Origin of the sequence: Xanthomonas hortorum pv. pelargonii, from assembly GCF_024499015.1 — a bacterium.
GTDB classification, from domain to species: domain Bacteria; phylum Pseudomonadota; class Gammaproteobacteria; order Xanthomonadales; family Xanthomonadaceae; genus Xanthomonas; species Xanthomonas hortorum_B.
The window spans coordinates 1,100,034-1,113,548 of sequence record NZ_CP098604.1 but is presented as its reverse complement, the minus strand read 5'-3'; the positions used below and the strand labels follow the sequence as shown (position 1 = coordinate 1,113,548).

General features: G+C 65.0%; 12 protein-coding genes and 1 pseudogene. 8 read left to right on the top strand and 5 right to left on the bottom strand.

The annotated features are described in order from the left end of the window. Positions 1–92: 92 nt before the first annotated feature. The 4 genes from dnaX to NDY25_RS04810 all read left to right on the top strand — a co-directional run bounded on the left by dnaX (position 93) and on the right by NDY25_RS04810 (position 3,626). The gene (dnaX, locus tag NDY25_RS04825) at positions 93–2,153 is read left to right on the top strand and encodes a DNA polymerase III subunit gamma/tau (RefSeq protein ID WP_168959460.1); all 2,061 of its coding nucleotides are present in this window, start codon (positions 93–95) and stop codon (positions 2,151–2,153) included. 6 nt (positions 2,154–2,159) lie between these two features. Further along, positions 2,160–2,480, top strand: coding sequence for a YbaB/EbfC family nucleoid-associated protein (locus tag NDY25_RS04820; protein WP_005913896.1), 321 nt, complete (start codon positions 2,160–2,162; stop codon positions 2,478–2,480). Between the two features lie 96 nt (positions 2,481–2,576). After that, complete coding sequence (recR, locus tag NDY25_RS04815) at positions 2,577–3,170, top strand: recombination mediator RecR (protein WP_154844822.1); 594 nt, start codon at positions 2,577–2,579, stop codon at positions 3,168–3,170. 105 nt (positions 3,171–3,275) lie between these two features. Next, positions 3,276–3,626 carry a histidine triad nucleotide-binding protein gene (locus NDY25_RS04810; RefSeq protein ID WP_006448425.1) on the top strand — a complete coding sequence of 117 codons (351 nt, stop codon included), beginning with the start codon at positions 3,276–3,278 and terminating at the stop codon, positions 3,624–3,626. A 123-nt stretch (positions 3,627–3,749) separates the two neighbouring features. Here NDY25_RS04810 and NDY25_RS04805 read toward each other — a convergent pair whose 3' ends face one another. The 4 genes and pseudogenes from NDY25_RS04805 to NDY25_RS04790 form a co-directional block, all read right to left on the bottom strand. Further along, positions 3,750–4,262, bottom strand: coding sequence for a Slp family lipoprotein (locus tag NDY25_RS04805; protein WP_256627970.1), 513 nt, complete (start codon positions 4,260–4,262; stop codon positions 3,750–3,752). 23 nt (positions 4,263–4,285) lie between these two features. Next, positions 4,286–6,235, bottom strand: a pseudogene (locus NDY25_RS04800) (transglutaminase TgpA family protein); the annotation flags it as partial. After that, entirely contained in the window at positions 6,228–7,184 is a 957-nt protein-coding gene (locus NDY25_RS04795; protein ID WP_256627815.1) for a DUF58 domain-containing protein, read from the bottom strand. The pseudogene NDY25_RS04800 and the gene NDY25_RS04795, both read right to left, overlap by 8 nt. A 5-nt stretch (positions 7,185–7,189) precedes the next feature. Continuing rightward, on the bottom strand, positions 7,190–8,143 hold the full coding sequence (locus NDY25_RS04790; protein WP_168959463.1) for an AAA family ATPase: 954 nt from the start codon (positions 8,141–8,143) through the stop codon (positions 7,190–7,192). A 36-nt stretch (positions 8,144–8,179) separates the two neighbouring features. On the opposite strand from NDY25_RS04790, the gene NDY25_RS04785 reads away from it, so the two are divergent. Both NDY25_RS04785 and NDY25_RS04780 read left to right on the top strand, forming a co-directional pair. Beyond that, positions 8,180–10,030: a glycosyltransferase family 39 protein gene (locus tag NDY25_RS04785; protein WP_168959464.1), complete on the top strand. Its 1,851-nt coding sequence runs from the start codon at positions 8,180–8,182 to the stop codon at positions 10,028–10,030. Positions 10,031–10,138: 108 nt separating this feature from the next. Next, positions 10,139–11,854, top strand: a complete 1,716-nt coding sequence (locus tag NDY25_RS04780) for a hypothetical protein (protein WP_256627814.1) — start codon at positions 10,139–10,141, stop codon at positions 11,852–11,854. 102 nt (positions 11,855–11,956) lie between these two features. Here the strand turns inward: NDY25_RS04780 and NDY25_RS04775 are convergent, their stop codons facing one another. Then, positions 11,957–12,532 carry a Maf family protein gene (locus NDY25_RS04775; protein WP_256627813.1) on the bottom strand — a complete coding sequence of 192 codons (576 nt, stop codon included), beginning with the start codon at positions 12,530–12,532 and terminating at the stop codon, positions 11,957–11,959. 108 nt (positions 12,533–12,640) lie between these two features. On the opposite strand from NDY25_RS04775, the gene NDY25_RS04770 reads away from it, so the two are divergent. Together NDY25_RS04770 and rpmF are read left to right on the top strand one after the other, a co-directional pair. Beyond that, a complete protein-coding gene (locus tag NDY25_RS04770) occupies positions 12,641–13,150 on the top strand; it encodes a YceD family protein (RefSeq protein WP_168959498.1) in 510 nt (169 codons plus the stop codon). A 97-nt stretch (positions 13,151–13,247) separates the two neighbouring features. Next, positions 13,248–13,442: a 50S ribosomal protein L32 gene (gene rpmF, locus NDY25_RS04765; protein ID WP_003483870.1), complete on the top strand. Its 195-nt coding sequence runs from the start codon at positions 13,248–13,250 to the stop codon at positions 13,440–13,442. The last annotated feature ends 73 nt before the right edge of the window (positions 13,443–13,515 follow it).

The following is a 13,515-nucleotide window of genomic DNA, read 5'->3' as shown; positions in this document are numbered from 1 at the left end:
CCTCGGTCAGCGGGGACGGCCGGGTACCACTGCTGAACGATCAATCTGGCGCGCCATGGCACAATATCGGTTCAGAGGAAGCTGGTTGCCCGATGTCTTATCTTGTTCTCGCCCGCAAGTGGCGCCCGAAGCGTTTTGCCGAACTCGTTGGCCAGGAACATGTGGTCCGCGCGCTCAGTAACGCGCTCGACAGTGGGCGCGTGCACCACGCGTTTCTGTTCACCGGCACCCGCGGCGTGGGCAAGACCACCATCGCGCGCATCTTCGCCAAGTCGCTCAATTGCGAGACCGGCACCAGTGCCGATCCGTGTGGCACGTGCCCGGCCTGTCTGGATATCGATGCCGGCCGCTATATCGACCTGCTGGAAATCGACGCCGCCTCCAACACCGGCGTGGACGATGTGCGCGAGGTGATCGAGAACGCGCAGTACATGCCCTCGCGTGGCAAGTTCAAGGTCTATCTGATCGACGAAGTGCACATGCTCTCCAAGGCGGCGTTCAATGCGCTGCTCAAAACCCTGGAAGAGCCGCCGGAGCACGTGAAGTTTCTGCTGGCCACCACCGACCCGCAAAAGTTGCCGGTGACCGTGCTGTCGCGCTGCCTGCAGTTCAATCTCAAGCGGCTGGACGAGGATCAGATCCAGGGCCAGATGACCCGGATCCTGGCCGCCGAGCAGATCGAATCGGATCCATCGGCGATCGTGCAGCTGTCCAAGGCCGCCGATGGCTCGTTGCGCGATGGGTTGTCGCTGCTCGACCAGGCCATCGCCTATGCCGGCGGCGCGTTGCGCGAGGACGTGGTGCGCACCATGCTCGGCACGGTCGACCGCACCCAGGTCGGGGCGATGTTGCAGTCGCTGGCCGATGGCGATGGCGCGCGCCTGCTGCAGGTGGTGGCGGCGTTGGCAGAGTTTTCGCCCGACTGGAGCGGTGTGCTGGAGGCGCTGGCCGAGGCCTTGCACCGCATCCAGGTGCAGCAGTTGGTGCCGTCGGTGGCGTTTGTCGGCGATGGCATCGACCCGACCGCGTATGCCGCGCAGCTGCGGCCGGAAGTGGTGCAGCTGTGGTATCAGATGGCGCTCAACGGGCGTCGCGATCTGTATCTGGCGCCGAGCCCGCGCGCCGGTTTCGAGATGGCGGTGCTGCGCATGCTGGCCTTCCGTCCTGCGGCGGCGGTGCCTGCTGGTGGCGCTGATGACGGACGCGGTGCTGGCGCCGGTAGCGGTGCGCGTTCGGCAGCGGCTGGCGGTCAGATTGCTGCACCGGTCGCGGCGGTGCCTGCTGCAGTAGCGAAGCAGGCAGTGGCCAAGCATGCCGAGGCGATTGAAGCGACGCCGGCTGCCGTTGCGGCGGATGTGGCGCGTCCGGCGCCCGCAGTTGCAGTGGTCGCTACAACGCCTGCACCGGTTGTCGTCCTGACTGCTCCGGCGGCCTCTTCCGATGCTTCGCCGTCAGCCACCCCCGCGCGCAACGACGACACGCCGCCCTGGGCGATGGACGATGCGCCCGTGCGTGCGACATCTGCGCCCGTCTCCGCGTCGCCCGCTGTGTCCGCGCCGGAAGCCGCAATGGCAGCCCCGGCAGCAGTTGTGGCGCCACAACCTGTCGCAGTTGCGCCCGAAGCTGCAGTTGCGCCTCCGGTGGCTGCGGTGGCACCTGCGCTCGCCGCGGATGCAGCGCCGGCTGTGGCGACACCCTCCGCGACTGCCGTATCCGCAGCATCGCCAACACCCGATCCGTCGGTCCTGCTCGACGACGGCCAGATTGCCGACGCCGAGCAATGGTTGGAGCTGGTCACCCGGAGCGGCTTGAACGGCCCCTCGCGCCAGCTTGCGGCCAATGCTGCCTTCGTCAGTCATCGCGATGGCGTGCTGCGTCTGGCGCTGGCGCCGGGCTTTGAATATCTGAACTCCGAACGCTCTATCGCCAACCTTGCGCAAGCGCTCGCGCCCGAGTTGGGAAACACCCCGCGCATCGTCATCGAAACCGGCAGTGCCGATGTCGAGACCCTGCACGAGCGGGCCAATCGCCAGAAAGGCGAGCGCCAGAGCGCGGCCGAAACCGCCTTCATGAACGACCCGAATGTGCAGCAGCTGATTCAGCAGCAGGGCGCGCGGGTGGTTCCCGATTCCATCCGCCCTTACGACGAGTAACGACACATGCGTGGGAACATTGCCCAATTGATGCAGCAGGCGCAGAAGATGCAGGAAAACCTGCAGCGCGCCCAGGAAGAACTGGCCAAGCTGGAAGTCACCGGCACTGCCGGCGGCGGCATGGTCAGCGTGACGCTGACCGGTGCCAAGGAGTGCCGCAAGGTGCGGATCGACCCCAGCATCCTCTCCGACCAGGAGATGGCCGAGGACCTGATCGCCGCCGCCTTCAACGATGCCTCCAACAAGATCGATGCCGAGTCCAAGGACCGGATGGGCTCGGCCACTGCCGGCATGCAGCTGCCGCCGGGCATGAAGCTGCCGTTCTGAGAGGCGGGGAATCGGGAGTAGGGAATCGGGAATCGTCAAAGCGAGATTGTCTTTGGCTTTGCGATTCCCCACTCCCGATTCCCGATTCCCAACTCGATGTCCTCTCTTCTCGAACAACTGATCGAGGCCTTCCGGGTGCTACCGGGCGTGGGCCAGAAATCGGCGCAGCGCATGGCCTACCACGTGCTCGAACGCGAGCGCGAGGGTGGGCGTCGCCTGGCCACGACGTTGGCCAATGCGGTGGAGAAGGTCGGCCATTGCGCGCAGTGCCGCGACTTCACCGAGTCGGAGATCTGCGCGATCTGTGCCAGCGCCAGTCGCGACCGGCAACAGCTATGCGTGGTCGAATCGCCAGCCGATCGCCTTGCGATCGAGCACGCCACCGGGTATCGCGGGCTGTATTTCATTCTGCAGGGGCGCTTGTCGCCGCTGGATGGCATCGGCCCGCGCGAGCTGGGGCTGGACCGGCTCGGCGAGCGTCTGGCCGCCGGTGAGGTCACCGAAATGATCATCGCCACCAATGCCACGGTCGAAGGCGAGGCGACAGCGCATTACCTGGCGCAACTGGCGCGACAGCATGCGGTGCGCCCGAGCCGACTCGCGCAAGGCATGCCGCTTGGCGGCGAGCTGGAATACGTGGATCGCGGCACCTTGTCGCATGCCTTTGGCACGCGTAGTGAGGTGCTTTGAGCGCGGGGGATTGGGAGTGGGGAATCGGGAATCGGAGAAGCGAAAGCAATGGCGGGCGCGGTAAGCTCTTGCGATTCCCTACTCTCGATTCCCGATTCCCCACCCATGACCGACACCATCTTCGGCAAGATCATTCGTCGCGAAATCCCGGCCAACATCGTCTACGAAGACGACGAGGTGCTGGGCTTTCAGGACATCGCACCGCAAGCGCCGGTGCATGTGCTGTTCATTCCCAAGCAGCACGCCATTCCCACGCTGGACGATGTACCGCCAGAGCAGGCGCTGCTGGTCGGCAAGCTCGCACTTGCTGCGGCGTCGTACGCGCGCGAACAGGGACTGGCGCAGGATGGCTATCGCATCGTGATGAACTGCCGCGAGCATGCAGGCCAGACGGTGTTCCATATCCATCTGCATCTGCTGGCCGGCGCGCCGTTGGGGCGTTTCGGTACGCCCTGACGCATTTCTCGATCAAGCGTCGCCTGAGCGCATAACGCGCCTGATGCGAGTTCCCCAGATCGCATAAACAAAACGCCGCTCCCTACGAGCGGCGTTTTTGTGTGAGAACTATTTAGCGGTCGATTACCACCAACCTCGGCCACCCCAGCCCCAGCCGCCGCCCCAACGCGGGCCCCACGGATCGCCCCATGGGCCATACGGGTACGCCGGCACCACGTCGACCTCGCGCAAGACGGGCCACAGATAGACCACGTCGGCATTCACCTTGGGCAGCTTGTAGTCGTACTCGCCGATCTTGGTGGTTTCATAGCCTTCGATCTTGCCGATGAAGGTCACTTCGCGGCCCGGCTCGAACACGGCCGGATCGTAGAAGCCCGAACGGCAGGCCAGGAAGCGGCCATCGCTGGCATCCACGGCGTTGCGGTCCGGGCGCCCGCTGGCATTGAGCGGGCGCGAGATCAGCTCGAAGCAGGTCTGGCCCTGGCTCGGTGTTGTCTGGATGATCTTGCCGCCCCAACGCACGGACGTACCGACCTGGGCGCTCGCAGTGGAATCGCTCGGGCTGACCGTAGGAAACTGGCCCTGCAGCGGCTTGGGCGCAGTCGCGCAGGCTGCGAGCCCGAGCACAGCGACAATGGGAAGAAGAAAGCGGGTACTCGCGAGGAAGCTCCGGTTCGCGGGCGATGCTGCAGCAGATCTTTAAGGAGTGAGGCGCTGTCCGAATCAGCGCCAGCGTATCGCGCGGCAGCGAAACGTTGGCTGAGCGGCAACAATGCCGTATTCGGGTGTGAACGGGCGACACGTTGCGCCCAGGCGATGGCCGGTTCGTAGGGTTCGCGTGCCAGGCCAAGCTTGGTATAGCGGCAGCCGAGCCGATGCCAGGCACGCAGCAGCGGATCGCGCTCACGCTCGCCGCGCGCCAGCAACCAGCCCATCCAGGCCAGTGCGCTGACGGCGAAGATGCCGAAGATGGCGGCCAGCTGCGTGGTGTCGAGGCGATCGATGCCGAACGGCTGCAACAGGCGTTGCTGGCGGTCGGCATCGAAGGACAGCACCAGGTCGTTCCAGCCGCGGCGCAGCAGATCGCTGACCTGGGCAAGGCTTTCCCAGGCACCGAGCTGGGCGAAGTTGTTGCCTGCACCGTTTTGTACGCGATCTTCGAGCGTGTCGTAGATGCGTTCCGGCGCCACTGCGGCGGTCGGGTCCACGCGCACCCAGCCGCGGTCGGCCAGCCAGACTTCGGTCCAGGCATGCGCATCCATGCGCCGCACCACCCAGTAATTGCCGAAGCCGTTGTAGGTGCCGCCGGCATACCCGGTGACCACGCGCGCCGGGATGCCGGCCGCGCGCATCAGCACCACGAACGAGGAGCTGAAGTGCTCGCAAAAACCGGCTTTCTGCTGGAACAGGAATTCGTCGACGCTGTTGCGCCCGAGTAGCGGCGTGTCCAGCGTATAGGCGAACTCGCGGGTGATCCACTGCAGTGCGCGCTGCACCACCGCATCGTCGTTGCTGCCGGCTTCCGCGCGCCATTGCCGTGCAAGGGTGAGCGTGCGTGGATTGAAACCGGGTGGCAGGGCGAGCGCACGCTTGCGCAGTTGGTCTGGAAGGTCGGTATCGAAACGTGCCGGTGGTGCCGATTGCAGCTCCCAGCGGGTCAACGCGCTCAGTGGCCGCTGCGCAAACAGTTCGTAGTCGGGCGACAGCTCGGCATTGGCCACCGCTTGCGTGGGCAGGTCCAGCGACACCAGTTGGCGACGGTCGGTGGGCTCGTAGTCCAGGCGGTAGCGGTAGGTCTGCGGCCCGGCAGTGACCGAGGCGGGTTGGCCGCGACCGGTCCAGCGCGCGCGCTGCCAGGTGCGGCCGTCGAAGTCCCACATCACCGGCCCACGCCAGTAGCGTTGCTCTGGCGGCGGTGCCTTGCCGGTGAACTGCACGCGCAAGGCCGGGCTGTCGTCGGCCATCAGGTCGATCCATTCGCCCGGCGACATGTTGTCCGACAGGCCGGGACGCGACAGCGCGCGCTCGGGCACGCCCCACAGCGGCGAACTCAGCCGCGGCAGCAACCAGAACGTGGCCAGCGCCAACGGCACGCCGATGGCGACCAGCTTGCCGATGCTGCGCAGTTGCAGGCGCAGGGCGGGCGTGCCGGTGCGGTGCTCTTCGTCGGCCAGCCGCTGCATGCTGAGTAGCGCGCTGACTACCGCCAGCAGCGCCAGGCCCATCGTCGCCGGCCCCTGGTCGAGCAGAAAGGCCGCGAATGGGGCGAACAATGCAAAACCCAGCAGGCTGCGTGCATCGCGCAAGGTGCGCAGTTCGGAAGCCTTGATCGCCAGCATCGACGCCAGCACCGCGCAGCCGGTGTCGCGCCCAAAGCGCATGCCGATCTGCCAATACACCGCCGCCAGCATCGCGACCACCAGCAACAGCCGCACCGGTGCCATCAAGGTGCCGCGCCAGCTCAGTACGACGACCAGCACGGCGGCCACGGCAATGGTGCCGGCGAGCAACCCCGGTAGCTGCAACAGCAACGGCGCCAGTGCCAGCCAACTGGTGGCCAGCACCCAGCCGCGGCTGGGCTGGGTGATCGGGAGGGACGGCTCAGTCACGAGGAAGCAAGGCCAAGGCGCGCAGGCACAGATGATGATGCGAGGGCCCTTGTGCAGGACCCAGCGGCGGCTGGCCCGGCAGCAGCAACCGGTAGCGTCGCCCGTCGCGCTCGGCCAGGTTGATCCAGCGGGCAAGCCGCGCAATGCGGCGTTCGTAGGGCAGTGCGTTGAGCGTGCGCCAGTCCAGCGTGACTTCGATGCCCAGGGGTTGCTCGTATTCGCGCACCAGCAGGCTGTCGCGGCGCGCGGAGTGCTTCCAGGAAATGGTGCGTGGCGCATCGCCGGCGCGATATGGGCGCAGCTGGTGCAACTCCTCGCCTTGCGCGTGGAGGCGGGTCTGGTTGGGCGAACCGGCGCCTTCGGGCAATGACGGCCCCTGTTCTTCGGGCTTGGGATAGGCCAGTAACGGCGTTTCCGGCCAGGCCCACGACCAGGCGCGCACCAGCCCCAGCGGCTGGGTGCTGGACAGGCGGATGCGTTCGATGTCCTGCCAGCCGCGCCGTTCGGTGGGCACCAGCAGGTCGACGTCGGCCATGTCGTGCTCGATCAACGAGCAAAAACCGCTGCTCTCCAGATGGTCCAGACGCAATCCGCGACGCACGCGGGTGTCGCGACGCGCCAGTGATACGCGCATGCGTAATGGCTCGCCTGCGATCACCGGCTCGGCCGACACCGCCTCGATGCGCAGCGCCGACAATTGCAGGTGCGCCATGATGCTGCTGGCAATCCCGGCGGTCGCCAGCAGCAAGGCCAGCAGCAGGGCGGGGTTGTTGTTGTAGTTCAACGCACCCAGCAGCATTGCCAGCAGCAAGGCGGTGACGAACAGCCCGAAGCGCGTCGGCAGCACGTAGATGCGCCGCCGATCCAGCACGATCGGCAAGGCCTCCGCGCCCCGCGGACGCGCCAGCAGGCTGAGTCGGCGGCCGATGCCGCGCAAGTGCGCACGCACCTGGGTCAGTCCACCGGCACGCTGTGCAGCAGCGCCTTGGCCAGTGCCGGCCCGGACGACGATTCGGCCTCTGGCACCAGCCGATGCCCGGCCACGGCCACGAACAGCGCCTGCACGTCTTCCGGCAGCACGTGCTCGCGCCCTAGCAGCAGCGCGTAGGCCTTGGCCGCGCGCAGCAGCGCGATACCGGCACGCGGCGACAGACCGACGCGCACGCCGGCGTGCTGGCGGCTGCGTAGCAGCAAGGCCTGCACATAGCCGATCAGCGCATCGCTGGTATGGATCTGGCTGACCACCGCGCGCAGTGCGACCACCTCGGTATCGCTGAGTTGCGGCACCGCCTGGGCGATCAGCTCGCGCCGGTCCACGCCCGACAGCAGCGCGCGCTCGGCATCGGCGCTGGGATAGCCCAGGCTGAGTCGTAGCAGGAAGCGGTCCAGTTGCGAATCCGGCAGCGGGAAGGTGCCGGACAGGTCGACCGGGTTCTGCGTGGCGATCACGAAGAAGGGTTCGGGCAGCGCATGGGTGACGCCGTCGAGCGTGACCTGCTGTTCGGCCATGGCTTCGAGCAGCGAGCTTTGCGTGCGTGGCGGCGCGCGGTTGATTTCGTCGGCCAGCAGCACGTTGGTGAACACCGGGCCGGGATGGAACTGAAACTGGCGCGAGGCGGCGTCGTACACCGATACGCCCAGCACATCGGCCGGCAGCAAATCGGAGGTGAACTGCACGCGCTGGAAGCCCAGCCCCAGGCTGGAGGCCATCGCGTGGGCGAGGGTAGTCTTGCCCAGGCCGGGCAGATCCTCGATCAGCAAATGCCCGCCGGACAGCAGCGCCACGAACGCCAGACGCACTTCCTGCGCCTTGCCCAGCAACAGCGAATTGACCTGGTCTTGTGCGCGCCGCAGCGATTGGCGCAGCGCATCGGTTAGCATTTCCGTGGAACGCAGCGGTGTCGACATCACAATTCCGTAGGTGAAAGAAGAGTGCACAGGGCAATGCAAGGGGATCAACGCGCACATCGCACTTTCGTGATCCTGTGGACACTGGCGACAGCCGTCAAGCTGTTGATTGCCGCGCGGCTGCCGCTGTTCGTGGACGAGGCGTTCTATTGGCAGGAAGGCCAGCATCTGGCCGCCGCATATTCGGATCTGCCCGGCATGACGGCCTGGCTGGCGCGGCTGGGTGTGGAAGTCGGCGGGCATCATCTGCTGGCCTTGCGCCTGCCGTTTCTGGCCATCGCCGCGCTGCTGCCGTGGCTGATCGCGCATATCGCCACGCGCTGGTTCGGCTCCACCCTGGGCTGGCAGGCCGGCAGCCTGACCTTGCTGATGCCGCTATCGGCCACGCTCGGCATCTTGGCCGTGCCCGACGTGCCGATGGCGCTGGCCGCGGTGCTGTGCATGGACGCTGGCGCGCGGCTGCTGCGCGAAGTCGACGCCACCAGTGCGCTCGAGCTCGCCATTGGGCTGGTGATCGGTGCGCTCAGCCATTACCGCTTTATCGGCGTGATCGGGGTGGGCTGCATCGCGTTGCTGTGCATTCCGCAGGGGCGCGCGGTCATGCGCGACCCACGCATCTGGATGGCGCTGACCGTAGGCGCGATGAGCTGGCTGCCGCTGTTGTTCTGGAATACCGACCATGACGAGGCCGGGCTGCGCTTCCAGTTGGTCGACCGGCATCCATGGCGCTTCCAGATCACCGGGCTGTGGTTCTTGCTGATACAGGCGGTGCTGGTGACGCCGCTGCTGGCCTGGGCGATGGTCAAGGTCGGGCTGGCTGGCACGCGTGCCGGCGGCGGCTCGCGTGCGCAATGGCGTTATTTCGGCTTGCTGGGCGGCATTTCGACCGTGGCGATCTTCGTGCTCGGTTTCTTCAGCGATGCCGAGCGGATCAGCTTCCATTGGCCGCTGCCGGGCTATCTGGCCTTGCTGGTCGCGGTGCCGGTCATCCTGATGCGTTGGCCGCATGCGCTGCGTCGCGCCGCATGGGTGATCGCCTTGCTCGGCACGTTGGGCGCTTACGGTTATTACCTTGCAGTGTCGGTGCCGTCGATTCGCGCGCATGCGGCTGGCGAAAAATACTATCCGCGTAATTTCGCCGGCTGGAACCACCTGGCGGGTGCGGTCAAAACCAGACTGGCACAGATGCCGCCGGGCACGCGGGTGCTGGCGGAAAACTTCAAGGTCGGCGCCGAGCTCGGTTTCCAGTTGCACGATGCCAACGTGGAAGTGTTGCGCGCGGACTTGAACGACAAGCACGGACGCAGCGCGCAGTTGCTGCAGTGGGGATTGCTCAGTGACGGCACGCGTGCCGGACCGCGCCTGCTGGTGCTCTCGCCCAGCGATCAGCGCTATCGCGACCTGCTGAAGCGTTACCACGCCATCTGCGACATGGTCGGGCCGTTGCCGCCGCCCACGGTGGTGTCTACCGACCATGGCTATCAACGCTTTCTGTTGTTCGCACTGCCCGCACAACGTCAGCCCGGCCCGTGCATCGCCCCGGCGATGGCCTGGATCGATACGCCGTTGCCCGATGTACGCGTGTCCGGGCAGGTGCAAGTGCGCGGCTGGGCATTCAAGGATGGCGTCGGCCTGTCGGATGTAGAACTGCTGCTCGACGGCCGCCCGGCCGCGCAGGCCGAGTACGGCACGCCGCTCGACGTGCGCCCGTATTGGAAGATCTCCACCGACCCGCAACACCCCAACGTCGGCTTCACCGCCACGCTCGATACCCACGCGGTGCCGCCCGGCACGCATTGGCTGGGGCTGCGCCTGCACGGCCACGATGGCAGCGTCGAGGATTGGTGGGAACAGCCGCTCACTGTCACGAATGATGCTGGGTTGTAACGTTCGAGCGCCGAGTAGAGCAGTCTGTTCGAGTCACAACACTGCTCAAGCGGCCTTCTGCGTGGTCCAACGGCCGGTCATAGTCGACAAGGAAAAAAGGAAAAGCAATTGCAGCGCAAATATAAGGATTTACCCGGCGATTCCGGCGACCGCCGTCGGGCAGACAGGGCTTGGAGCAAGCTGCCGGAGGTGCTGCTGGTTGGTGCCAAGTGGTCCTATCTTGCAATCGGTGTGTTGGCGATGGTTACGCTGTCGCCCAAGGTGCTCTATGCCGATCCATGGCGATTCGCGAAAAATCTCCTTGGCCAGCCTTGGCCGCGGAATGTACTTGCGGTGGATAACGGACATCGTGAGGTCCTGCCCAATCTGCTGCGTCTGGCAGAGCTCAGATGGTTCGATGGCAATCAATGGCTGCAGATCTGGGTAGGTATTGCGCTGGCATTGCTGACAGTGTGGATGTTGCTGCGTCTGGTGCGTACCGAGCGTCTGGGTTCTTTGGCGCAGGCTGCCGCTGGGCTGGTTTGTGCGACGAGTATTTTCTGGCTCGGAAACGAGCGGGCATTGGTGCATGCAAACGAGTCGGTGCATGTCTATCTGATCACCGCGTTTCTGGTCGCCGGTTGTTGGTTGCTTGGTCATGGCAGCGGTTGGTGGCGCGCCGTACTGGCGGCACTCTGCGGGTTCGCAGCGACCTTCTGTTTTGGTGCGGGCATAGCCACGTTCGTTGCTTTGCTGGTGATGTTGCTGCTGCGTAGGGCGTCATGGGCCCAATGGTGCATTGTGCTATCGGGCTTTTCTGTATCTCTACTGCTGGTCCTGGGCTTTGGTGATGCGCACACACAGGGCGCGCGCATCATCGCGCCACTTTCGCAGTTGGATATTGTGCTGCGTTGGCTATCTGCGCCGTTTATTTATGCCTGCCTTCCACTGGTTGACGTAAACGTTGCAGCAAAATTGCCAGTGGAATCCTTGAGGGCAGTTGCAGTTGCAATTTCCAATGCATACACGGCGTTATTCGGCCCGGTCATGATCTCGGCCTGGCCGCACAGATTGATAGGGGGATTGGGTGTGGGTGGGTTGATGGGCATTACCTACTCACTCTGGCGTCGGCGGGCGGAATCGGTTGCAGAGCTGACAGCGATCTCGATTGCCTGGTTTGCGCTCGCCATCGGAGCGGCAATCGCTTTGGCGCGCGCCATCTATTTCCAGTCTTTTCCCGAGCAATTGCTGGCTGGGCGCTATCTGCCTTGGTCGGTCCTGTTCTGGAGCGGTCTGTTGTTGTGGTCGTTCGTTCGGTATGGACATTTTCACCCGCGCCGTGTCGTAGTGGCGGGCTTGGTGCTGGCATGTTGCTTGGTGCCAAGCACGCTATGGATGGCGCTCCTTGCGCAGCGCATGCAGACCGCGGCCAACATGACGGCAACCGCGGCAGCGGCAGGAGTGATTGATGCGGATGCCGTCTACGGAGAGACCGTTCTCACGGAAGTTGCCGATGCACTGCCTTTACTGAGGGCAGAAGATACGTCCATCTTTGCATGGCCGGAAACACGTTATCTGGATGGCACGCAGGTCGCTGCCGATCCAGTTGCGATCGCAGATGTTGCTGCAACGCCGGTCCGTAATCTTCTGAATGATGCGTCAGCGATTCGATTTGATTTCAAGGCAGAGACGTCGGCGTCGCGTCTGGTCCTGATGTGCGACAAAACCCCTCTGGGAGTGGCGACGCGCGTGGGACGCGGGCCGCAGTGGGTTGGTTGGTCGGCACGAACTGCTGCTCCATCCTGTCTTCGGGCTCTTCAGGTGAGAGGCAGTGCCTGGTTTTAGGTTTGCCTTCGCGCCTGGCATGTCTAGCGGTTCAGTCAGTTTTTAGCACTCACTGCATGGCAGAGGAGGTCTTGTCGCCTCCCTGCGATCGTTGCCGGTCACTCAAGGCAGTTCAAACCCCGCCTGCCGCAACAACCGCGCCAGTGCGATCAGCGGCAGGCCGACCAGTGCGGTGGGGTCTTCCGAGCGGATGGCGTCGAACAGGCTGATGCCCAGGCCTTCGCACTTGAAGCTGCCGGCGCAATCCAGCGCTGGCTCGGCGGCCAGGTAGCGCTCGATCTCGGCGGGCGTCAGCGGACGTAGCTGTACTTCGGTGAGATCCCGCGCATGCAAGCTGCGCTCCGGGCCGACCAGGCTCACGGCGGTGTGGAAGCGCACCACGCGGCCGGACATTGCAGTCAGCTGCGCGCGCGCCTGGTCCAGCGTTCCCGGCTTGCCCAGAGCCTGGCCGTCCAGGTCGGCCACCTGATCCGAGCCGATCACCCAGGCATCCGGGACGTGTGCCGCTACCGCTGCTGCTTTCTCGGCGGCAAGACGGCTGGCCAGAGCGCCGGGGATTTCTCCGGGTTGCGCCTGCTCGTCCACCTCCGGCCGGGCGGTGCTGAAATCCAGTTGCAGGCGGCCGAGCAGCTCACGCCGGTAGACGGAAGTTGAGGCAAGGATCAGGCGTGGCATCATGGCGTGCTGTGAGTGGACGGGTAGGGGAGTCTGCCAGCCGCCGCGCCGCGCATGTGTGAATGGGCGCATTTGACACGGAACCTGCGGGTCTTTAACATTCTGCGGCTTATGTCCGCGAACGTACCCGAAATGCTGGATGCTTGGCGGATGGTCGCAGCGCGCAGGCGCTTCGATGGCCGCATCCCGCTCTCTGCGATGACCCGTCTGCAAGGAAGCCTTGTCGATACCGAGGGCGAATGTGTCTATTCGCTTGAATTCGACCAGGACGATCTGTTGAAGGTCGCTTATGTCGAACTCAGTATCGATGTCGAGCTGCCGCTGGCGTGCCAGCGCACCCTGCAACGGTTTCTGTATCCGGTGCAAATCAGACAGCGTCTTGGTTTGATCCGTGACGAGGCCGACGAAGCTGCATTGCCGGCCGAGTACGAAGCGCTGCTGGTGCCTGAAGATGGCATGCTGCGGGCGGTGGATCTGGTCGAGGACGAGCTGGTGTTGTCGGTACCGGTGGTGCCAATGGCGCCGGGAAGCGAAGCCGTCGAGGCCGAGTGGGTTCCGACCCAGGAAGAGCAAGACAAGGCCAGTCCGTTCGCGGCGCTGGCAGCGTTGAAGAAACAGTAACCGCCGCTGTTAAGGGCGGAAAGACAGGTCGACGCGGGCGTAGAGCGTCCTGTTCGACTCGACAGACAAGTTATCGAACTTAAGTTGGAGCAATCCCATGGCTGTGCAGAAATCCCGAGTCACCCCGTCCCGTCGCGGCCAGCGTCGTTCGCACGATGCCCTGACCGCCAAGCAGCTGTCGACCGATCCGACCAGCGGCGAGATCCATCTGCGCCACCACATCACCGCTGACGGTTACTACCGCGGCAAGAAGGTGATCGCGACCAAGTCGTCGGCCGTCCAAGAAGATTGATCCGTGGCGCCCGCCGCACTCAGCGGCCGGGCGACCCTCGATTCTTCCGGAGCCGTCGGTCACCGCGGCTCTT

Excerpts from the sequence above, each read along its gene's own strand:
- dnaX (WP_168959460.1), top strand. The coding sequence starts at position 93 with ATGTCTTATCTTGTTCTCGCCCGCAAGTGGCGCCCGAAGCGTTTTGCC.
- NDY25_RS04820 (WP_005913896.1), top strand. The coding sequence starts at position 2,160 with ATGCGTGGGAACATTGCCCAATTGATGCAGCAGGCGCAGAAGATGCAG.
- recR (WP_154844822.1), top strand. The coding sequence starts at position 2,577 with ATGTCCTCTCTTCTCGAACAACTGATCGAGGCCTTCCGGGTGCTACCG.
- NDY25_RS04810 (WP_006448425.1), top strand. The coding sequence starts at position 3,276 with ATGACCGACACCATCTTCGGCAAGATCATTCGTCGCGAAATCCCGGCC.
- NDY25_RS04790 (WP_168959463.1), bottom strand. The coding sequence starts at position 8,143 with ATGTCGACACCGCTGCGTTCCACGGAAATGCTAACCGATGCGCTGCGC.
- NDY25_RS04785 (WP_168959464.1), top strand. The coding sequence starts at position 8,180 with ATGCAAGGGGATCAACGCGCACATCGCACTTTCGTGATCCTGTGGACA.
- NDY25_RS04775 (WP_256627813.1), bottom strand. The coding sequence starts at position 12,532 with ATGATGCCACGCCTGATCCTTGCCTCAACTTCCGTCTACCGGCGTGAG.
- NDY25_RS04770 (WP_168959498.1), top strand. The coding sequence starts at position 12,641 with ATGTCCGCGAACGTACCCGAAATGCTGGATGCTTGGCGGATGGTCGCA.
- rpmF (WP_003483870.1), top strand. The coding sequence starts at position 13,248 with ATGGCTGTGCAGAAATCCCGAGTCACCCCGTCCCGTCGCGGCCAGCGT.